Genomic DNA, 21,266 nt, shown 5'->3' on the forward strand with positions numbered 1-21,266 from the left:
TTTCCCGTTGCCGCGGACGGCGCCGGCGCGTAAGTGCTGGCGCATGCCCATGCTCCGCTCGCTTGCCGTCGCCTCATTCGCGCTCTTCGTGACGCTGGTGCCCGGCTGGGTGCCCGCATGGGCGTTCGACCGGAATACGGTGGAGATCACCACCAGGAGCGGCGTTCAGGTTTTCAGCGTCGAGATTGCAGACACCGAAGCGGCGCGCGAGAAGGGCCTGATGTTCCGCAAGAGCCTGCCACCGGGGCAGGGCATGCTCTTCGACTTCCACCGCGAGGCGCCGGTCGGGTTCTGGATGAAGAACACCTACATCCCGCTCGACATGATCTTCATTCGCGGCGATGGCCGCATCGCCAATATCGCCGAGAACGCCAAGCCGCTGTCGGAGACCGTGATCCCGTCGGACGGGCCGGTGCTGGCGGTGCTGGAGGTCGCCGGTGGAACGGCGCGCAAGCTCGGCATCGTGCCCGGCGATCGCGTCGCCAATCCGATCTTCCACGGCCGTTGAGCCGGTTGCTGGGCTTCGGGTGAGCGTGTATCGAACCGGTGCGGCGCCGCGCGCCCGCATCGACGGCATCGGGGCATAGCGCAGTCTGGTAGCGCGTCTGGTTTGGGACCAGAATAGCGCAGCCGAAATTCCACCATGCCGGCAACGCCTTATCCCCACGCCGCGCCCCATGTTGTGAAAAATGTTGTGACGCCGCGCGCCCGTCGTGCGGTTCTCGGCAGGTGAACACGGCTCCGTCGGTGAGGGCGGCGAGGCCGGCGGGACTTACAAGGCGAAGATAGAGTTCGCCGAGGAATTGCTGCGCCTCGCGACCGGATACGTTTGCCGGCGAGCTGCGGTCGCAGCCGGGGCGACCATGAGCGACGCCGAGCTGATGAAAGGGCTAGAGCGTCTTATGCCGAGGCCGGCGCCGAGGCGAAGGGCTGGCCGAGGTCGAGGCGAGGGGCGCGCATCCGCCGGCGAAAGGAGATCCCGAAACCCCTGTTCGACGTGAGGGACGATTTTCTCGCAAGCCTCACCGGTGGCGAGGCCGGCATGCTCGCCGATACCGTCGAGAAGCTGCTCGTCCTCGACACCGGCACGAAAGGCGCGCACGCGCTGCGGGAACGTCCCGACGCATTCGAGCCGCGCAGTTCGCACGCTCGCCGGCCAAGGGGGGCACGCATGAGGCCGACCGGCGCCGCGCTCTTGCGCGTTTTCGCGCTGCGACGGCCGATATAACCGCCGACCTGAAATAACGCACGAGCGACCGCCTCAACCGAAACGGCCCGGCTACCGCCGGGCCGTCTTCTTCGTCTTTGTCGTCGCCGGCGCGGCCGGTTCCGGGGCCGGCTTGACGACCGGCGCGGCCTGCTCGGCCGCTTCCATCCCGGCGCGCAAATCCTCGTCGGTCACGTGCGCATAACGCGCCGTCGTCGAGATCGTCGAATGCCCGAGCAGCCGTTGCGCAAAGCGCAAGTTGCCGGTCGCGCGCAGTAGCCTGGTCGCGGCGGTGTGGCGCAGGTCGTGAAAGCGGAAATCGGTGAGGTCGGCGAACCGCCGCCACACGCTCGATAAGCCCGCATAGGTGATCGGGTATCGCTTGCCTTTGGCGATCTCGCGCTCTTTGTCGGCGCGCGTCGCGACGTAGGTAAAGACCGCCTCGGGATGATGCCCGCGCAAGGGGCTAAGGATGGCGCGCATCCCGTCGGTTAGCGGCACCAGGCGCACGCGGTCGCCTTTGCCGCGCACCGAAATCGTGCGCGCCGTCCAGTCAATCGCCGACCAGGTCAAGCCGACCAATTCCTTTTTGCGCAGACCTGAGAGCACCGCGAGCCGCACGACGGGCAGATAATCGTCGCGCATGTCGACGACGAGTTTCGTTTCCTCGTGGTCGCGCAACTCGCGCACCCGCTCTTGCGGCTCGCGCAGCATGAGGCGATGCCACTCGATTTTATGGGCTTGCGTTTCCTGTTCCCATGCGCGCACCGCTCGGCGCATCACCGTGCGCAGCAACTCGGTCACGGTTCTGTTCACCGTCGACGGCGACACGTCGTCGGCCCGGCGCTTGGCTATCGCTTGGGTTATGCGGTTCGCGCCGAGGTCGCGCAACGGCGTCGCCGCGCCGAGTTCGGCCGTCAGCCATCGCAAAGCGGCCCATACGGTCTGACGGTAGTTGCCGGAATAGTGGGTGCCGACCTCGGCCCAAAACCTCGCGAACGCAATCTCGACCGTCATGTCGGCCGCCCCGGCGGCGGCCGAAAGTTTCTTCAACTTTTCGCGTACCTTTTCCCGCTCGCGCGCTTCGACGACGAGGGCGGCGCGCCTTTCGCGCACGCCAGTAGGGCCGTTATATCGACGACCCTTGAGGCGGAAGTCGTATTGATAAATTCCGTCGGGTCGTTTCCAGACAGGCACGGCCGGCGCTCGTCTTTCGCTGTTCGGTGAATCTGTCGAGCTCGGCCGGATCATAGCCGCGGCGGGGTTTTTTGGCACTCCGGCCGGCGCGAGCGACACCTCGCCGGCATCGGCGCGCTCCGTCAGCGTCTTGACGCATTTTCCGAGCCGTTTTGCAGCTCGGGAGGCCTCAAAGGTACGACATTAACGCGGGTTCCCGCGTCTCGTCTCTGTGGATAACCGCCTCCGGCGCTGCGCCGGGAGCGGCTCGCTGATCACGGCGCGGGTGCCGTGTCGTTGCCATCGGCATCGAGCGCGGGGGCGGCCTCGCGCCATTCGCAGACAAGCCGTACATCGCCGACGGCAAGCCCGCTCGCCGGCGTCACTCTGGCGGAGAGGTGCGCCAGCATGCGCGGCGCGCAGGCCGGCATGCCGTGCGGCCCGGTCGTGCCGGCGAATGGCTGGCGAGATAGGCCAGGAGAAACAGTATCAGTTCGCGCCCCTGGTAAGCGCTCGGGGGCGGCCTTGAGCGCGGGAGCAGCCGGTCGACCGGCGACGCTCGGGTCGGCCTTGCCGTCCTGGTCGTTTGCGGGGGCCGGTTGGCTCGAAGATTATTTGCCGGCGATAGGCGCCCCGCATCCTGGTCTACATGACGCCGGGGCTAGTCGGCGAGGTCGCCGTGCAAGATCTTGAGGTCCTGGGCCCGAAGGGTCCCCCAAACGGGGCCGAAGAGGCGTCCTGGAAAGGAGCAGCATCGGGACGATGAGCTTCTTCGGCTTGATCGCCGATTGTCCCTTTGCCTCGGCAAGAGCAGCGGCATAGGCGACGAGATCGCGATGCAAAGCGGCCGGCAATTCCACCGTTACTCTCACCGGCTTGTCGTTGCTTACCGGCCCGGAGCCGACGAGCTGCTCGCCCGGCTGCAGCGCGATGTCGGTGATTTGACCGACGGCCGTATAGACCTGATAGAGCGCGCCCTGCGTGAAGGGATAGACCTGCATCGAGTTGATGAAGCCGTTGCGGACTGGCTGCATGCGCGCCGCCGCGTTCGCCTGGTTCACGCGCGCGGTTGGGTCGGCGGGCTCTGGCGTCGACCGTGAAGGCTCCACCCGCTGCAATTGTCCGGGCAGCGGCAGCGGTCGCGGCAATTCGACTACCTGGACCGGCGCCGGGGGATCGAAGGCGCATCGGGCGCGAGCGGAAGCGAGGGCGCCGGGGCGGCGCCTTGGATCGGGGTGTGAAGCATGGAGGATACCTCGAGAGAGCGGAAGACGGTCGTGCCGATCCCGCGCTCTCTCTCGACCGGTCGGGCTCAAACCCGGCCGGCGGCCCTCTCACTCTCTCGGAAGGATTTTACCTTCACAAGGATTTTAGCTAAGGTCAGCGAAAATCATTGAGTTAATAGAAAATGCTAGAAGATCAACCTATCCTCCGTGCCGAGCAAGCGCGCTCGGCCCGCGCGCTCCTGCAATGGTCGCAAGCTGACTTGGCCAAGGCTGCCGATGTCGGTGTTTCGACGATCGCCGACTTCGAAAAGGGGCAGCGCGTCCCGATTACGAATAACCTCAGCGCCATGCGTGGGGCTTTAGAGGCAGCCGGTGTGCGGTTCACTCCAGGTGGCGCCTCGCTCCTGCAGCAGCTCAGCCTCTTCCTGATGAGTGAGAGCAACGGCGCTGAATTCCAGCTCCATTACACCGTTGAGGCGGCGGACGCGGTCGCTGAGGTGCTCTCCATCTTCGGCAAGGTCGAAGAAGGCGTGGCGTCATTCGATCCGGTGCAATCGGCGACCGCTGCTCTCAAGCAGAGCCTGGAAGATCTAGTCTCAAAGCACAGCGCTGCGGTCCCTCAGCTCCACAGATTGAAGAAATTCGTTCAGGTCCTGCGCGATGATGAGTATTTCCTTCTGCTTCCGGAAAAGGCAGCGTCAACCGCTGAACAGCTTGAGCGCGAGCGCCATGTGTTTCGTCTGAACCATCCCGACGAGCAAGCTGACCCGGACGGAATGCACAATCTCTTCGGAACGTTGCTCGCGCGATACGACATGTCGTCGCCGCGAACCGATAGGCCAACTGTCATCGGAAAGATGGACCGTGCTCGTTTGAAGTGCCGGTTTTGCGATCGAACCGCCACGGAGGGCGCAACGTTCAAGAGCGCGGCCCATGCCATTCCGACTGCGTTGGGAAACGATCATCTGAAGGTCGCGAACGAATGCGACGACTGCAATAACTATTTTGGGAGAGAAACTGAGCCGTCCCTGGTGGCGATGCTGGATATCCAACGCGCCTTTCTCGGCATACAGGGCCGGGGAAAGAATGACGGCCGTCCCCAGCTCACGTTCGCCGAAGGCAAAGTTTTCCACGACGGAAAAAAGCTAAACATCGCATCGAAGGACGTATCGAAAGCTGACAAGACCGGAGCGATTTCGGTACATTTGGGCAAAGGCGCGCCGATGATCCCGGTAGCGGCATATAAGGCCCTAGTGAAAATCGTCCTCTCGGTGATCGACGCGAAGGAGCTTTCGCATCTGGAGAAAACCATCGAGTGGCTTCGCGAAAGCAAACATCGGGACCAGGTCCTTCCGAACGTTGCGGCCACCGTTGTTGACTTGCCGCCGAATCCATCGGCGCAAATAACCGTATATCGACGGAAGGACGAAACGTCGCGCCTGCCGCACCTCGTTGGTGAGTTCAGGCTAGGTTGCTATGTCTTCGTTTTCGCCGTTCCATTTTCCGATCGAGACTCTTGGGACCTCGTTGGATTCTTTGAGGACGCTGTGTTTCGTGACACCTTCAAGCATTTTGCGAGCGTGCCACGTTGGTCTCAGAACAATCTGAACGGACAAGACAAGGTCTTCCTCTCGCCGCGGATCAAAATGGTGCCAAGAAACCCTTAACCTCCACGACGCCTCGTAAGATCGATCACCAGCCTGGTGGCGTCGATTGACGAACCGCGGAGCGGCCGAGGCCGCTCCGCGTTTCGGATATTCCGCCGCAGCGAGGTGGTGCTCCTCATCGTCGGCTTCGATCTCCTCTTTGTCGTCGCTGGCGAAAAACGCGGGCAGGGACCCGATGTCGTCCTCGCCGCTGGTGTCGGCCTCCGGGGCGCGCACCCTTGCATCATCGGTCAGGCGCAGCTGCTCCGGCATGGTGACGCCGCCGGCGGCCTCGTAGGCCCCGACGCCGACGAAGACGGCCCGCTTGTCCGACGCGCGCACCGTAGTCTCGGTGAGCATGCGCCGGATCTGGTACGGCTCCTTTGACCAGGCGTCCTTGATCGCGTCCCAGACCTGTTCCTGACGCGCGTGGTCGTTCGACACAGTGAACGCCATGAGTTGCTCCAACGTCATGCCGTCTTCGGCATAGATGTCGAGCAGCGCCGGCGATGCGGACGCCACGCGCCGCACGTTCGACTGGCTGAGCACCAGCTTGTTGAAGGGGATGTCGCGCGAGGACGACAGGACGATCTTTTGAGTTGCAGTAGCCATCAGGATTTACTCCGCGACGGGTGGCGATTTCCTCGAAGTCCTCCACGCCCCATAGATTCCGATTTTGGCAGACCGCGCGAAGGTAGAAGCTCGCCATGCCGAGCGTTTTGGCGCCGACGTCGGAGTTCCAGCAGTAGAAGCCGCGAAAGTAGAGGTCGGGGGAGCCGTCGGACAGGCGGCCGGCCTCGATCGGGTTGAGGTCGTCGACGAGAAAGATGAAGACGTCGCGGTCAGACGCATAGAGTGTCTTCGTATCCGTGGTGATGTCGACGCGGGGATTGTAGATGGCTATCGAGGTCTTTGTGCTCTCGCGGAACATGATCCAAGCAAGCTCGCGGATGTCGCCGCGCAAAGGGCGTCCCGTATCCGCGAACATGCGGAAATGGAAGTCGGCGAACGGGTACTTGATGTACTCTGGGAAATAGTAGGCGAAGAAGAGCGGGAAGTAGGTCGGATCGGCGAACAGCTCCCGGCGCCCCTGGGGCGTAAGCCCTTCGACGATAGCCAGCGCGTCGCTAAGCTGCTCGTTGCTTGAGAAGGTCTCGGAGCTCGGTAAGAGCTGCTCGGTCTCCATCGGTCATAGGCGTTATCGGCTGGCCGCCGCTGCTAATATCCTGCTTGTCCATATAGGGTTGTCCGTCCTCGCCCCGGTGCTTGCTGAACATGAGCTTGGTGATGGTCGAGTTGAACTCGCCCTTGAGGCCGTTCTGGATGAGCATCGAGGCCTGGATCGCCAGGAGCTGCTCTAAGATGTCTCGGAATTCCGGGTGCTCCTCTCGCCAGCGGTAGACGGTCGCCCGGCCAACACAGAGGTGGACGGCCAAGCCTTCGACCGTCGGCAGGTACGAGTGCGCCTTGCACTCCGTAATGTAGGTGCTGATTTCGTGGCCGATGTGCTCGGCGTAGGGCGGTTCTAGTTGGGAGGAGAAGCCCGGCCTGTCTGTGCCGGGCTTCTCTATTTTTGCTATAGCCCCAAGGCCTGAATGTCGTCTATCGAGCGCACCACCGCGTATAGCGCGCCCGCCGCTTCTGCCGCCTTTTGGAATTCCTTCTGCTCGGGTCGCTGATAGGTCCCCGGCCGCTTCACTTCGAGGAAGTAGGGCTTACCTATATGCACGACGATGATGTCGGCGACGCCGCGCGGGGTGTGCTTCGGGAGCGCGCGGAAGGCGCCGCGAGCCTTATCGAACACCGGAATATTGTTGGATCTGAAGAAGAAGTGGCGTTTGTACGCCAAGTAGTCGCAGATTGACGCCTGTATTTCAGTTTCACGTGCTGCCACCGTTTTAAGTAATTATACAGGATTGGCAGGGATGGGGGTGGGACGTAGCCTCCGATCATGACCGCATATCACAGCGTCGATGTAGATAGTCCACCGTGCCCGATGTGCCGCGGGCCGATGCGGCTCATAAAACTTGAACCGAGCTTTGCCGGGATGCCGGAGCTGCGCACATTCCAGTGCAGTGAGTGCAAGCTCATGATGCACATGTCCCATAGCGAGAACAGGCTGCACCCGCATCCGAAGCCGCCCGTGCGCGGCGATGGCCATTTTATACCGGCTCCGACACTCGTGCCGCCAAAATAGAACTCGTTCAACAAACGATATGAAAAAGCCCCCAACGTGGGGGCTATGCTGCCTCTGCGACTGTCTCGGAGAAGCTGCGCAAATACTCCGCCGCCTGGCTGGCCTTGCTCGCCGCGGTGAGGATGGCCTTATCGTCATCTCGCAAGAGCTCGAGCCAGTTGCCGATGTAGTCGGCATGCCGATCCGTTCAGCGGACCGGAAGCACTCGAGTAAACGGCATGATCAGCGCACGGGGCCGATGAGCGCAGGACCATCAAACGATTAGTCAGCTTCGACCGCAGCCCTCGCGGAGACCAAGGTGATATTTCTGGGGTCGATGATGAGCTTCAGATCGAAGGCCGTCGCCTGGTCAATCCCGTATTCTTCAAGATCGTCGACCTTCGGCCGAACATCGAGAGCTTCGAAGCCCGTCGACCGATACCGCCATTCCGGATCGTCGGTCTTCTCGAAGAACACCTTCGCGCTGAACGTTATGCTGGTGTCGGCAAACGACGTGCTGTTGAAATACAGGCCTTCGGGCGGAGGCGACGATTCTTCGATCTCAAGGGTCTGGAACTCGAAGCGAGCCTCCGATTTCGGCTTAAGTAGGATGTCCACGGCCATGCGTGCTTCATTGGACTCCCAAAACGCATCGAACTTGAAGCTGGTGGTGGAGCGAAGGCCAGCGTTCGTGAGCAGGCGCAGCCAGCCATCCACAAACGCGGAGATGAGCGGCAGCTCCTCGAGGTACGGTCCGGTGACGGGTTGATCGACCGGGAATGTAATCGACGGGATTCGGTCGTTTCCGGCGATCGTCAGGGTGGCTCGCCCCGTCGCCATGAGCGTGAGCGCGCGAAGGAGTTCCGCCCACTCCTCCAGGGTGTGTTCCATATCGTCGATCGAGCCGACGCTTTCGAATTTGAGCGCCGGTGGTGTCAGCCTGATGATGAAGTCTGGGGTACGGACGAGAAGCTCTGCTCCATGCGGCTCGGCCATCGGGGGGCCGATGAACATTTCGCCATCGAACCGCGCCGCTTGTCCGAAGCCAGGTCCGCGGATCGAAACTTCGCAGGAACCCAGTGTAGGCGGTGTAAGACGCAACTCCTCGAGGTCATCGAACAGCGTGCCTTGATAGGGAAGACGTATGCCAAACCGGCTGTCGAACACGCGAAGTCGGTGCGGCTTCAGGGGCGCGAGGCCGAGCAATAGACTGCTGAAATGCTCTGGACCATCGATCTGGATAAGCGCCTCGGCCTCGAACTGGCCGTTCTCATAACCAAGTTCGGCGAGCTGCCGTTGCTTCTCGATCGTGTAGGCGCCGGGATTTTGCCCGCAGGCCTCACTCAGGGCTGCCAATAAGCCAGCGGGCGTGGGCTCGAAGCGCACCCCGACCTTCTCATAGTCGTAGCTGATATCGGTGTGGTTGATGTCGTGAGTCTTGCGGGCCTCCGCCAGTCGCAATCGCCTGAGGACGCGCGCGAGCTCATTCCCGATAAGGTGGACGAGATAGGCGGACTGGAGTTCGCCGTCAGCTCGCAGCCGAAACACGACGATGAGCGCCGGCCGAGGGTCCTTGGCCAGGCGATCGATGGCGGACAGGCTGAGGCGGATACGATTGCCGGCCCGTCCGAGCGTCGACTTCAACTGAACACGAGCGGCATTGGTGGGGCGTTGATCGAGAGGTAGCGCCTGGCCAGCCGGCGCCATTGGGAACTCGACGATGAAATCCCAGCCCATGACGTCGACGGCGCTCTTGTTGCAATAGAGGCCGGCGCGCTCGCAGAGCGCTTCGAACTGCCGTTCGCCGATGCGGCCAATGCGATCGGGATCTAACTCGCTTTCCATTCAGCTCCTTTGGCCTGAACCTTCGATCCTCATACGCGTGCCGCGGTGTCAGCCGCGTCGACCCACGCAATCTCACCGCTCGTAATGTATACGATAGCGCCACGAGCGGCATGGGTCGCTGACAGATAGTCGCGCAGCTGCTGCGCGTGTGCCTTGCGAACGGCGAGTGTCGGGTTGACATCCGACTTCCAGTCAATCGCGGCGACAATACCCTGGTCGCCGATGGCCAAAGCATCGGCGCGACCCGCGATAAGAACGTCCCCATCCGTCCCCCAAACCGGAATCTCTGGTTTGAGAAGAGGCCGAAGCTCAGCAATTTCGGGCAGAGCAAGGGTACGAATCGCGGCTGCCCCCATTTCGGCGGGATCGGGCCGCGTTCGATCATCGCCTGTGCCGGGCGTTAGCTGAGCGAGCAGGAAGTCGGCGCGTGCGATGCTCGCTGGCAGTTCATCCGCGAGCTCGCCGTTCAGGAGTTCCTCCATAAGCCTATGCAGGATCACACCACGCCGAGCCCCAGCGCCGGCAATTTCGAAACGCTCCGCTTGGCTCTCCAAGGTGATGACGCCATCAAGAGAGTCCCCAAGACGATCACCGTCGTGTTCGCTCGGTCTGAGCCAGACGAGAGGTGGCGCGCTGTCCTCGACGCTGCGCTGTTCCGTCTCAAAAATGTCAGCCGATTGCTCGTTCGGATGAGAAGCGCCCGGACGGTTTGTCGGTGGCGTGAACGAAGAAAGATCCAGTTCTGGGACTTCGAGCTGATGAAGGTCGACAGAGCTAAACCATGAATCCTTAGACGCTTGAGGGATATGGGGGAGGATCAGGAGGTTTCGCGCCCTAGTGCTCGCTACATACCAAATTCGCTCGCGCTGATTGGCATCCTCGAGGCTTTCTGCTGCGCGCGCGGCCGCCAGCTCCGGGGGTGCGACGCCACCGATCATCCAATGCAGGCTGTTATCGGATTGCCGATGAACGAATTGGTCCGGCCGATAGAGCTCGGTAGTGGAATTGATTGGAATGACCACTGGCCATTCCAACCCTTTTGCGCTGTGGATCGTGACAATCTCGACCGCATGCTCCGCAGCGTCGATGCGACCCTCCGGTGCTCTGGCCTTGCGCTCCCAGTCAGTTTGAAGATCGCGAACGAAAGCGCGTAAGCCGGCAACTCCGTAGCTGCGAGCTTTTTCAATCAGTGAATCCAGGTTGGCGAGGGCTCGCGCGTTCCGGTTGCCATGGCGCGCCGCGATGATGACGCGGGCGTTCAGGCGCTCGATGGCCTCCGCGAGGAGCAGGCTCGGAGTGACAACGGCCGTTTTGCGCCGCAAGCTCTGCAGCAATATGAGAATTTCCTTGGCAAGCGGATGCTGCACTAGGTCAGGATTTGTGCGGACAGTAAAGAAGGTCTGAGCCGTCCCCTCTGCGGAGAGGGCAGCGGTAATGTCGAGCAACTCCTGCTCGCTCAGCCCAACCAACGGACCGCGCATGAAGGCGCCGAAGGCGAACGTGTCCGACGAATCTGCCAGCACCCTCACGAGTGCCAAGACATCCTGCGTCTCCTGCCGTCGCATCAAGGTCTGGCCGGCTTGAGATGAAACCGCGAGACCTCGCTGCTCAAGCGCACGTTCATAACGCCAGAGTTCCGTATGACCGGGTGACAGAAGCGCGATGTCGCCCGCCTTCAGGGGCGTGTGCGTGTTGTCGGGCCGTAGAATCGGCAGGTTTCCGACCAATGCTGCGCAGATATCCGCGACCCGTTCCGCTTCGGCCTCCCGAAACATCTCCGCGTAAATACGCTCGGCCGTAGGGATTTCGATCGTGGAACGTGCCACGCTCGGCAGAGGCTGCGACACGTCGGACAGTGTTGGGGCCAGAGCGACATATCGGGGCTGAGAAGGCTTCGCAAAAACCGGTTCGAAGCATGCATTGACGTGATGGATTATCGGGCTAAGCGATCGGAAATTCGCAGTGACCTCAATAACTGCTCCGCCATCCTGCCCTTGGATCAGCCTGCTGCAAAGTTCGTAAGCTTCGATATCGGCACCGCGAAAGCGATAGATCGCCTGCTTCGGATCGCCGACGAGAAAAAGCGCTCCAGCGCGCAGCCGCGCGGCCTCCCAATGCGTTGGACGTTCGGCGGTTGCAGCAATCGAGAACAGAATCTCACTTTGACTGCGGTCCGTGTCCTGGAACTCGTCGACCAGAATATACCGATAGCGCCGCCCGACTGCCTGCCGAACCTCTTCGTGTGAGCGCACAAGCGACTGAACGTGAACTATCAGATCGTCGAAATCCAATATTGCCGCCGCGCGTTTGCGAGCGCTATAGCTCTCCAGAAGTTGGTCAAGCGAGCTTGATAGCGAACAGACGAGAGTGCTTGCGATGTGGCCAATGAGCTGGGTCCACGTGTCGTTGACCGCGTCGAACAGCGCCCGCCCTGAATCGTCGCCAACATCATTCTTGTGAGCGCCAAAACCCCGAGCAGCCTCGTCATACGTCTTGAGCTGCAATCCCTTCCGTCCAAACAACCGGCCCGATCCCGGATCGCAGAGCTGCCACAACGAGCGAAAATCCGGATCGCCGGTGAAGCAGCCTTGGTAGCGTGTCGCAAGCCTCCCAAGTTCCTGTGCGATTTCTCGCGCCCATGCCTCGTCGCCGATACTTACTCTCCATCGCTCGAAGTCGTCGACCGCCTGGACGAAGTCGATGTCGGGTCGCAGACTTCGGGGCGGCGCGATCGGCTCGGCATCGGGGTGCTTGCGCCGCAGGAGTGCAAGTTCGCGGACGAGGTCGACCACCTGCAGCGGGATATGCTCCGCCAAGACAACGATCGGATCGTCCTCTAAGGCTTCAGTTGCGAGCCGCCGCGAGAACCACGCTGACAATTCTGCCATGAACAAATCGTCGGCGACGATCGCGTCGGCGACGCGAGCTCCAGGATCAAGGCCTGCCTGGACGCCATGGCTGCGAATGATCGCCTGACAAAAACCGTGGATCGTTGTCGCAGTTAACTCGTCGAGTTGCGCGGATGCGGCAATGAGCGCGTTTCGCTGCTGGTCGGACAGACCCTGCGGAATGACCGCCTTCAGGAAAGCCGGAACCACGCCCAACAGCAGGAGGTCGACGGTCTCTCTAATTCGCGCAGCAAGTTGGCTTGCCGCTAACTCGGTAAAGGTGATTGCGGCGATCTCTCCGGGGCGGTGGCCAGCGGCGAGCATCATCGCCACGCGCCCGGCCATGAGCGACGTCTTCCCGGTTCCCGCGGCCGCTTCCACCAGCAGGATCGACGAGAAGTCTGTCATTGCCCGGCAACGGTTGTCCTGATCGACGAGCGTCATGTCGCGGCGCTCCAAAGCTTGTTGAGTTGCTGGTTGGCGGCGCGGAATTCAGAGGCCTTGCGACGAAGATAGCTTTCGCGATCCGCTGGGAGCGCAAGACGCATGTCGTCATAGAAGGCGTCTTTTTCCCACCGTGGCGCAAGCCGTCCGCTGCGCAAGATTGTCGTTGCCGCCGACAGGAAGCCGATGGCGTGCGTGATTGCATCGTCGAGTTCATCTCCCTTGAGCTCGAACGTTGCCGGGTCATCCGCCAAATAGACCAGACGTGCGAACACTGTTCTCACCTCAGGCAGTAGGGCCCGCACAGCAATTGCGTAAAGCACGCGTTGCAGCTCGCGCCCTTGTCCAAGCGTGATGCGTTGCGCTTTGGGAGGTGGCTTGATGCTCTTGTAGTCGGTGATCCTCGCGGCATCGCCGGTCGCGCGAATATCCAGGCGGTCCATCCGGCCGCCGAAGACTAGGCCGGTCGGCTGGATCGGAACAACCAACGTCGCGTTCCACGGGACCTGTTCCGATACCAAGCCGATTTGGCCGAATGGCACCTCGGTCCAGCTTCGCGTGTCGGATCGTACCAGATCGTCGGTGGCAAGGCCTTTCGCTGTCCTGCGCGCCGCTTCCTTTACCGTGTGACGCCAAAGGATCGGCGGCGGGACGGATCGTTGCAATGGCCATGAGGCAAGGACAGCCGCTGAAGCGCCTTCGATTGCTGCCTCGATTTCGTTGGCGCTTGCGCGCGCAAATCCCGGCGCGGGCTCAAGCGCTGAGATCGCACCGCTGATCAACTCGTGTACCAGTTCGCCAAACGACGTCGGATCGAGCTCCAACGGTTCGGGCTCTTGGCGAGCCGAGCGCCAGCCCAATGCATATCGCCAAACGAATCCGAGCGGGTCACGCAGCAAGCGCTGCAATGAGGTAGTCGACTGGACCCGCACAAGGGCGGCCTCGATCGCTGGGTGATTGGCGTCCGACAATCCGTCATGTGCAGTGAGATCCGCACGCCACTGCCAGTTTCGCCAGCAGAGCTGAGCCTGCCGCACATGCGCGAGCTGTCCGGCGTCGCGGGCGCGCGCCAACAACCGGTCGGCTTCGCTGAAGGCGTGTTCTGGCACACGGTCGCGCTTGTGAACGACCGTGTCGCCGGGCCATAAAGTGCTCGGCGATAACTGGCTGCCTCTGGCGTTTCGCTGAGCTCGCGACAAGACCAGTTGCTCGCGCGTTTGCGCCCTTATGATCTCGAAATGAAGGCGATCTCGCTCGGCGGTGCTGACCGGATGCAGCTTGCGGCGCTCGAGCATATGATGCGGGATGAGGGGATCATCATGGTCCGAACGTGGCCAGGATCGGCTGGTGAAGCCGAGCAGACGTGTGAACGGCCGCGGACACGACACCAACTGCGATGCCGGACACCAGACAACGCTATTGGCAGGTTCGCGTTGATCCGCGACGCGTAGTGATTGGAGCGATAGCGCGATTGCATGCGGCGGGGCGCTTCGCAGTGCCTCTTCCCACATCGTCAGGCTGGCGCCGCTCAACAGTCGCGTGCCGGCTTCGCTTCCAGCCTCCGGTCCGCGGGCGAGAAGATCGAGGATCGGCAGAAGAGTTTGCTCGGCAAGCTCGGCGGTGGCCCGCTGTGGCCTGGCCGCGGTGAACGCTTCGCGCCATTGATCAAGTCTCCGTAGCGCTGCCCCTCTCGGAATGCCAGCGAACCAATCTTCGGGAAGGGAGCTGGCGAACGGCCGCGACGGAAGGCGCCGGAGCAGCCGCCAGACGCGTTCCTGGCTGAGACCATTGCCTAGAATATCCGCGAGGGCAGCGCAGGTCTGACCGTCCGCGGTGCTCAACGCCGGCACGCCATGAGAAAAATGGACCGGCAGTGCCGCACTTCTCGCGTAGGCAAGAAAGTGATCGTCCCAGTCTTGCGTCGAGGTCGCGGCGATTGCGATGTCCTGTGCCTTGACCTGGCCCGTCGATAACAGGCGCCTAGCCCATCTCAGCGCCTCCACGACCTCTGATTTCGGATCTGCGCTCGCTTCCGCGGAAATATGTGTAGGTCCGGGGGCTGCGCTCTTGCGGATCGCGCCGCCGAACCAAGGCTGCTCAACAATGTCCGGCATATCCCAGGACAGGTCGGTCCCGGGTGTGATTGCATTGAGAAGGGGACGCCAAACCGGATCAACCTCGACGATGCCGGCAAGTGTGACGGTGCCTAGAAGAGTGCGGGTGTAGTCAGCGCGTTTGACGGCGGCGTCGCGAAGGTCGCGGGGCAGCAGGTGGGTGGCTGGCAGGCCCTCGCGGATTCGCGCCTCAATCAGAGCAAGGTCGTGGAACCGCGCGGCTTCGTGGGCGAGTGAGGCTAAATCCAAGTCCGAGCGCCAGACCGAATCGAGCGATTGAAGGACCGCCCGCGGCATGCCCGGCAAGCCCGCAATGCCGGCAATATCTCGAAAGCCGCCTGCAGCAAGTGCTGCCTGAATCGCCGGGTAAAGAACGTCGGTCCCCGCCGGCGTTGTAAACCCGCCGGCAAGGCGACCGGCGAGAAGGGGAAGCGTCAGGATTTCGCGGCCGATGGCACCGCTCATGGCAGCTGCAGCGCGAGCACTGCGTAAAGCGAGCAAACCGTCGACGATGTGGGCGGAGCGAGTGATCATTTGCCTACGTTACGCTATTGTCGATCGAGTCTCGATGATTGCTCGGACTCTCGGTCTGCCGAAGTGTTGGGCTAATAAAGACATACAATCCTGGGGGGCGTAATGCGTCTAAACAAGTTGAGCATAAGAAACTTCAGAAACTTTCAATCTATCGATATTCCGCTAGCTGGCAATGTCGTGTTGCTCGGGCAGAATAGAGTCGGAAAAAGCAATCTGTTGTTTGCAATCCAGCTCATACTTGATCCGACCCTCCCTGACTCGGCCAGGCAGCTGAAGCTGACCGACTTCTGGGATGGAGGGCCGGCTGATTTCAGTGCGCCGATCGAGGTACATCTGGAGCTTTCAGATTTCGCGCCGGATATGGCCCTGACCGCGATTCTGACCGATTTCCGCGCGTCATATGATCCAACAATCGCGCAACTCAGCTACGTCTTCCGCAAAAAGACCGAGGTTACCGGTGCTCCACAATCCAGTGCCGATTGTGAGTTTATCGTTTTCGGAGGCGGCGATGAAACCCGCTCGCTTCCTAGTAGGGTCCGGCGCCGCATCGCGATCGAATTGCTTGACGCTTTGCGAGATGCTGAAGGGCAGTTGGGGAACTGGCGTAGTTCGCCATTGCGCCCTCTGCTCGAGGACGCCGTTTCCGGAATCAGTCGCACGGATATCGACGCTGTAGCTGCCGAGCTCGACAAGGCGACCAAGACGCTCGAAACGTTTCCGACGATCAAGACGTTGGAAGATGAGTTGCGGTCGGGCATCCTCCATCTTTCCGGAAAAGCGCATGATATCGACGCTCGCTTGCGATTCGCGCCAACTGACCCGCTGCGCCTGTTCAGGGCGATTGCGATGTTCATCGACAACGGGAAGCGCGGCATTGGGGATGCCAGTCTTGGATCGGCCAACGTGGCGCTGCTCGCTCTAAAGCTCGCGGAGTTTTCATGGCGCCGCAAGAAGAACGAACGAAACTTCTCGCTCCTGTGTATCGAGGAGCCGGAGGCGCATCTTCACCCGCAGCTGCAGCGATCTGTCTTTAAGAAGCTGCTGGGCAGTGTCGACGCCTCGCAGGCGATGATCGTCACCAGCCATTCGCCGACTTTGGCCGCAGTCACCCCGTTGCGATCAATCGTTCAGTTGAAGAGGCAGGCGGGCTCGACCCAGGCATTCTCGCTGGCGAACCTGCCGGTAAATTCGGACGAGATCGACGATCTTGAAACCTACCTAAATGCGACACGCGCCGAGTTGCTGTTCGCCCGAGGCGTCATTTTTATCGAAGGCGACGCAGAGGAGGCGCTGCTGCCAATCTTCGCCTCGTCACTCGGCCATTCGTTGGACGAGCTCGGAATAACGGTGTGCAATGTCGGCGGGGTGAACTTCCGTCCCTATGTGAAGCTCGCTGAGGCGTTGAAGCTTCCCTATAGTGTGATCACCGACTGGGATCCTCTCGACGGAACGAAGGCTGCTCTGGGAAAAAAGCGGACGCTGGATCTCTGGCAGGACATGCTTGCGGTTCGCGGCCAGCCTCTCCTGACGACCGCGCAATTGGCACCGTGGGAAGCAATGGACCATGCCGCGTTCAGCGCGGGCGCTGCAAAATCCAGCATTTTCCTCAACGAACAGACCTTCGAGGTGTCCGTCGCCAACACACCCAATTTGCTGAAACCGCTGCTCGATATCCTGAGTGAGCAGGACTTCGGTTCAGTGCGAACTGCCCGCATCGCCGCCTGGCGGGCCGGCGCGGCGGTGGATGCTGCACAAATGCTTGCCATGATCGCTAGCATTGGCAAAGGCCGGCTCGGCGCCCGCCTGGCGAAGAAAACCGCCGGCCTCAAGCCTCCTGCCTATATTGAAAGCGCAATCAACGCCGTCGTTGGATTGGTCGCGAATGTCTAGTGATCGCGCACTTCGTCAGGCCCTGGCTGAGCTCCAGGCGAACCCGGAACAGTCGGCCGCTGTCGTTGAAACCGGGCATTGTATCGTGCTGGCGGGGCCCGGAAGTGGGAAGACCAAAACCCTGACGACGGCTATGGCGCGGGTTTTGGTGCAAGACGTGGTCGAACCGCGAGGCGTTGCCTGTATCACCTACAATAACGAGTGCGCGGTCGAACTCGAAACTCGTCTTGCGCGCCTCGGCATTGCTCCTGGAGAGCGCGCGTTCATCGGGACGGTGCACGGCTTTGCGCTGAGCCAGGTGATCGGTCCTTATGTCCGCTGCGTGCCCACGGGCCTTCCTCCTAACTTCAGGGTCGCGACGCGATTGGAAGCGAGGGCGGCCGTGGAGTTCGCGTACCGCAACGCCATCAACGGCGCCGACGATCCCCACCGGCGGTGGGAGTTCGCGTCCGAGAAGCGCAAGCGCGACGTCGATCGCTCGCGGCCCGAGTGGCGTGGGCGCAATCCCGAACTAGCGGCTTTCATCGAGGCCTATGAGGCGGAACTGCGCCGCCAGGGCTTGCTTGATTTCGACGATATGCCGCTTCTCGCCTACCGTATGATCAGGGAACATGTCTGGATCCGTGAGGCTCTCCGGGCACGGTTCCCAGTGATGTTTGTGGACGAATATCAGGATCTCGGCCACGCACTGCATGAACTCGTCCTGCTCTTGTGTTTTGAGGGGGGAATCCGGCTTTTCGCCGTTGGCGATGCCGACCAGTCAATCTATGCCTTTGCCGGCGCCAATCCTGAACTGCTCGAAAGCCTGACGCGGCGCGCCGATGTGCGGACCATCAGGCTGCGCTTCAACTACCGTTCGGGCGGAAAGATTATTCGCGCTTCTTTGGGCGCGCTTGGCGAAGAGCGCGATTACCGCGGTATCGACGGGGCCCCCGAAGGGGATCTGAGCTTTTGGCACGTCCCATATGGCCATGACTCGCAGGCCCAAGCCATTGCCGTCACGATCATCCCAAAGCTCATCGAACAGGGGTTTGAGCTCGGGCAAATCGCGGTTCTCTATCGAGCGGCGTGGCTCGGCGATAAGGTCGCGAATGCGCTGAAAGAAGCCAATATTCCCTTTGTCCGAACAGACACCAACGCCCTCGTCAGAAGGAACTCGCGCCTCGCGCGCTTCATTGAGGATTGTGCCCGCTGGGTGACTGGGGGATGGAGAGAGGCTGACCCACCTTATGCGCGGCTTCTGTCGCAGGCTATCGCGCTCGTATTCGGGCGGCATGCCAGCGAACGCGAACATCAGGATGTGTCAGCGCAGCTTATGACATTCCTCAATGCCTCGATCGGGACGCAGGAAACCACGCATACATGGCTGGAGCGCTTCCATCGAGAAATCATCACGCCTTGGCGCGACGTTGCCCGAAGTTCGGAAGTTGAATGGCACATCTGCGACGAAATGATCACCAACACAGATCCGACACGAGATCTCGATCTCTCGCTCGCTCACTTCGCGGGGCGTGTCGAAGGTGCGGGACGCGTAAATCTCAGCACCTTACATAGCGCCAAGGGCAGGGAATTCGACGCCGTCATCATGTATGGCGTCAACGCCAGCGACATCCCGAGCGAACGCGACAGGCGCACTCCGGCGGGACTTCGCGAAGCGAGGCGGCTGTTCTACGTCGGTGTGACACGACCAAAGAAGCATCTCAGCCTTGTGTATCAAGAGCACCACCACTCGCCATGGGTCCGTGAACTCTACCAGAGAAGCCAGCGGGACTAGGAGCGCCTCACAGGATAGGCCACGCACCAAAAAGAGAGGAAAAGTGAAGAAATATCATATTGATCTTAGCGAGAGCGAAGCCGAGCTTCTTCAAAGGATCGATCTTCGCGTTTCGCACCACGATCATGCTGACGGGCACGCGGCTTACAACGCCAACAAAGAGCCCATCCTGGCGCTCTTAGCTTCTTTGAGCGAGTGCAAGGCAGCGCCGCTACAAAGGCTAAACTACTGGAATGATCCTCGGTAAAATTTTGGTCGGATCAAGGCTTCTCGAAAAGGACTATTCGAGCGCAACGGGTGCACGGGAGCCGAGATTTACACGCACCCTCATTTTATTCCATACCTGAGATATTTCTTGTTCGGCCCTGAACTTCCTGATGACGTCATCGCGAAATTCGAGGCAGAGGTCGGTAATCCAGAATGGGTGACATCGAGCGATGTCGTGCCAATCGGGAAATTTGCTAGGGACCTGACAAGACAGCATCACCTCGATGTTTCCGACGCGCCGGAGGAGTTCTTCAAGCTATGCCTCGATATGGGCCTGAGCCTCAGCATCGCAGAGAGCGTCATGCGGTCGGTGCGACAGGTTCGCTAAGAGTTACGCGCTGCTCGCTGGGGCCTGCTTCTAACGTTTGCTGTGTCGGTCAGGCTTGGCATGGCGTTCCTCCTGGTCCCGCAACTGGGATCGGTCGAGGAGAAACGGGGATCGTTTGCTGGGATCGGAACGCCGTTTTCAACCCCTCTAACCGCCCCCAATTTGCCATAACCGCCCCCTGTACGCAATGCACAAAATGCAGCTAATTCATTGATAATTCAAGGGTATTTAGCGTGATCAAGCGGGATCGAAAGGGGGTTAGTGGGGTGGTTGTGCAAGATCCGATGTGGCAACGAAAACGATATCGCGAACCTGATTGAAAACGGCGATTTGCCGCCTCCCGACGACACCCCCGCACCCCCTTTGTGCGGGGTCCCCTGACTGAAGGGGCAGCCGATGACGAGGTGTGCGTCGACGTCGACTACCCTGGACCGTCGCGACTGTCGAGCTGCCCGCCGATTGTCAATCAATCGATGTGTCGCAAAAGGGGTTCACCAAAGAGCGGCACGTGGGCGGCCGGCGCTACCTCAGCGTTCGGTTGCACGACCTCCCGGCGGCGACGCGGTGCGCGCATCCCGACAAGCCGCCGCATCTTGCCAACGACGGCGTGTCGGCATGATGCGTTCGCTTTTTGTTAATATTTGCCGCGCGAAACTGGTCGGCCCTTCGCCCGCGAGCCGGCGCATGCTACCGCTGTTGGTGATTGGCGCGTCGGGGTTCGCGCCTTCGCCATCCCATGTCGCTTATGCCGGGTATGTCGGCACCCAATTGCGACCCGACATAACGAAAACCGCAAAACTCTCAAGCGGTTGTCGGGGCGTATGTCGGGTATGTCGGGTTGATCGTGCGCGCGTGTAAATGCGAACGGGGTTTGGGGGGCGATTTGCTTTCCTTTTTTCTTATGTACGTGAGGTCAAATGACCCGACATATCCGACATGAGAAAGTGTAAGTATATGATATGAAATACAAACGTCCCATGCCGGGTTGATTTTCGACCCGACATAGTCCCGACATACCCGACATAGTCACCAAGGGAGCGGCAACACATGGTGCGATGGATATACAGATAGGCAATTACCATGTGCTCGGTCGTGCTGCTCATCTGCCTTATCGGCGCGCGATGGTCGCCGCTGCGCTGCTCGATGACCGGGCGCCGCTCGGTTTCGGTCTCGGCGGCCTCGTCTATGCCGCTACCGTCGTTGACAACCCGGCAAAGGCGGGGCGCTAGTCCATGAGGTGCGGGTGCACCGAGGGCGCCAAGGCGAGTCGCGAGGCCGCGTTAAGCCTGGCGCGAGTTGAATCTCGGCGAGGCTAAAGCGCAGATCGCTTTCGTTGACTGCACGCTCGTCGAGGATACTTGGCGCCGACCTCTAAGGCGCGGCAGCGGCGCCTCTGGGGAGATCCGCAACGGCTTAAGGCGGTAGCAATTGGATCGATCGAGTCGAAGCTCGACGCGAACGAACAGCATTCGGTGGATTGAAGTCGCCATGAAAGCGTCCGCGGAGGGCGCGCCCGATGCTATCCGCCGCACGATTCGATCGTGGCGCGCCGAGACGCGCACCGCCGGTGCTCCTGCCGCAGATTGGCGTCAAGTATCGCGAAACGAAAAGGCGCTGCACAGATTCGCCAAGCGCGCCGCTCCTGCTGCGCTCGCCTATAGCATCCGCGTGCACAACGGCTACATTGCGTTCGGGTATTTCGACGCTTGGGAACGCAGCCTCACGGCAGAGCCCTGGAATCGGACATTCAT

The 21,266-nt window shown here is 61.1% G+C and carries 15 protein-coding genes, 1 tRNA gene and 3 pseudogenes; 8 read left to right on the forward strand and 11 right to left on the reverse strand.

The window, feature by feature from the left end:
- The first annotated feature begins 43 nt into the window (after window positions 1-43).
- The 3 genes from VGV41_RS18205 to VGV41_RS18215 all read left to right on the forward strand — a co-directional run bounded on the left by VGV41_RS18205 (window position 44) and on the right by VGV41_RS18215 (window position 1,228).
- The gene (locus VGV41_RS18205) at window positions 44-508 is read left to right on the forward strand and encodes a DUF192 domain-containing protein (protein ID WP_326865402.1); all 465 of its coding nucleotides are present in this window, start codon (window positions 44-46) and stop codon (window positions 506-508) included.
- Window positions 509-578: 70 nt separating this feature from the next.
- Window positions 579-678: transfer RNA gene (locus VGV41_RS18210), tRNA-Pro, on the forward strand.
- Window positions 679-1,042: 364 nt separating this feature from the next.
- The gene (locus tag VGV41_RS18215; protein ID WP_326865403.1) at window positions 1,043-1,228 is read left to right on the forward strand and encodes a hypothetical protein; all 186 of its coding nucleotides are present in this window, start codon (window positions 1,043-1,045) and stop codon (window positions 1,226-1,228) included.
- A 51-nt stretch (window positions 1,229-1,279) separates the two neighbouring features.
- Here the strand turns inward: VGV41_RS18215 and VGV41_RS18220 are convergent, their stop codons facing one another.
- The 3 genes from VGV41_RS18220 to VGV41_RS23030 all read right to left on the reverse strand — a co-directional run bounded on the left by VGV41_RS18220 (window position 1,280) and on the right by VGV41_RS23030 (window position 3,636).
- Window positions 1,280-2,404 (reverse strand): site-specific integrase, encoded by a 1,125-nt coding sequence (locus tag VGV41_RS18220; protein WP_326865404.1) that lies wholly within the window; start codon window positions 2,402-2,404, stop codon window positions 1,280-1,282.
- 254 nt (window positions 2,405-2,658) lie between these two features.
- On the reverse strand, window positions 2,659-2,793 hold the full coding sequence (locus VGV41_RS18225; RefSeq protein ID WP_326865405.1) for a hypothetical protein: 135 nt from the start codon (window positions 2,791-2,793) through the stop codon (window positions 2,659-2,661).
- A 201-nt stretch (window positions 2,794-2,994) separates the two neighbouring features.
- Complete coding sequence (locus tag VGV41_RS23030) at window positions 2,995-3,636, reverse strand: DUF2274 domain-containing protein (RefSeq protein WP_414705152.1); 642 nt, start codon at window positions 3,634-3,636, stop codon at window positions 2,995-2,997.
- Between the two features lie 155 nt (window positions 3,637-3,791).
- Here VGV41_RS23030 and VGV41_RS18240 point away from each other — a divergent pair, with 155 nt between their 5' ends.
- Complete coding sequence (locus VGV41_RS18240; protein ID WP_326865406.1) at window positions 3,792-5,276, forward strand: helix-turn-helix domain-containing protein; 1,485 nt, start codon at window positions 3,792-3,794, stop codon at window positions 5,274-5,276.
- A gap of 204 nt (window positions 5,277-5,480) precedes the next feature.
- On the opposite strand, the pseudogene VGV41_RS18245 reads toward VGV41_RS18240, so the two are convergent.
- From VGV41_RS18245 to VGV41_RS18280, 8 genes and pseudogenes are all read right to left on the reverse strand, one after another.
- A pseudogene (locus VGV41_RS18245) lies at window positions 5,481-5,780 on the reverse strand (DNA-binding protein); the annotation flags it as partial.
- 103 nt (window positions 5,781-5,883) lie between these two features.
- A pseudogene (locus VGV41_RS18250) lies at window positions 5,884-6,162 on the reverse strand (DUF932 domain-containing protein); the annotation flags it as partial.
- Window positions 6,163-6,382: 220 nt separating this feature from the next.
- Entirely contained in the window at window positions 6,383-6,913 is a 531-nt protein-coding gene (locus VGV41_RS18255; protein ID WP_326865420.1) for a terminase small subunit, read from the reverse strand.
- Window positions 6,832-7,149, reverse strand: coding sequence for a hypothetical protein (locus tag VGV41_RS18260; protein ID WP_326865407.1), 318 nt, complete (start codon window positions 7,147-7,149; stop codon window positions 6,832-6,834). Before VGV41_RS18260 ends, VGV41_RS18255 begins: the two co-directional genes overlap by 82 nt.
- Window positions 7,150-7,495: 346 nt before the next feature.
- Window positions 7,496-7,621: pseudogene (locus tag VGV41_RS18265) on the reverse strand (antirestriction protein ArdC); the annotation flags it as partial.
- 92 nt (window positions 7,622-7,713) lie between these two features.
- Window positions 7,714-9,276 (reverse strand): hypothetical protein, encoded by a 1,563-nt coding sequence (locus VGV41_RS18270; RefSeq protein WP_326865408.1) that lies wholly within the window; start codon window positions 9,274-9,276, stop codon window positions 7,714-7,716.
- A gap of 29 nt (window positions 9,277-9,305) precedes the next feature.
- Entirely contained in the window at window positions 9,306-12,608 is a 3,303-nt protein-coding gene (locus tag VGV41_RS18275) for a UvrD-helicase domain-containing protein (RefSeq protein WP_326865409.1), read from the reverse strand.
- Entirely contained in the window at window positions 12,605-15,187 is a 2,583-nt protein-coding gene (locus VGV41_RS18280; protein ID WP_326865410.1) for a PD-(D/E)XK nuclease family protein, read from the reverse strand. Before VGV41_RS18280 ends, VGV41_RS18275 begins: the two co-directional genes overlap by 4 nt.
- A 171-nt stretch (window positions 15,188-15,358) precedes the next feature.
- Between VGV41_RS18280 and VGV41_RS18285 the strand changes: the two genes are divergently transcribed.
- The 4 genes from VGV41_RS18285 to VGV41_RS18300 all read left to right on the forward strand — a co-directional run bounded on the left by VGV41_RS18285 (window position 15,359) and on the right by VGV41_RS18300 (window position 20,744).
- Window positions 15,359-17,146, forward strand: coding sequence for an ATP-dependent nuclease (locus VGV41_RS18285; protein WP_326865411.1), 1,788 nt, complete (start codon window positions 15,359-15,361; stop codon window positions 17,144-17,146).
- Entirely contained in the window at window positions 17,139-18,920 is a 1,782-nt protein-coding gene (locus VGV41_RS18290; RefSeq protein WP_326865412.1) for an ATP-dependent helicase, read from the forward strand. The genes VGV41_RS18285 and VGV41_RS18290 overlap by 8 nt, the downstream gene beginning before the upstream one ends.
- 355 nt (window positions 18,921-19,275) lie before the next feature.
- The gene (locus tag VGV41_RS18295) at window positions 19,276-19,515 is read left to right on the forward strand and encodes a hypothetical protein (protein ID WP_326865413.1); all 240 of its coding nucleotides are present in this window, start codon (window positions 19,276-19,278) and stop codon (window positions 19,513-19,515) included.
- A gap of 1,055 nt (window positions 19,516-20,570) precedes the next feature.
- Window positions 20,571-20,744, forward strand: coding sequence for a hypothetical protein (locus tag VGV41_RS18300; RefSeq protein ID WP_326865414.1), 174 nt, complete (start codon window positions 20,571-20,573; stop codon window positions 20,742-20,744).
- Window positions 20,745-21,266 lie beyond the last annotated feature (522 nt).

It is taken from the genome of Pseudolabrys sp., assembly GCF_035943735.1.
Lineage (GTDB): Bacteria > Pseudomonadota > Alphaproteobacteria > Rhizobiales > Xanthobacteraceae > Pseudolabrys.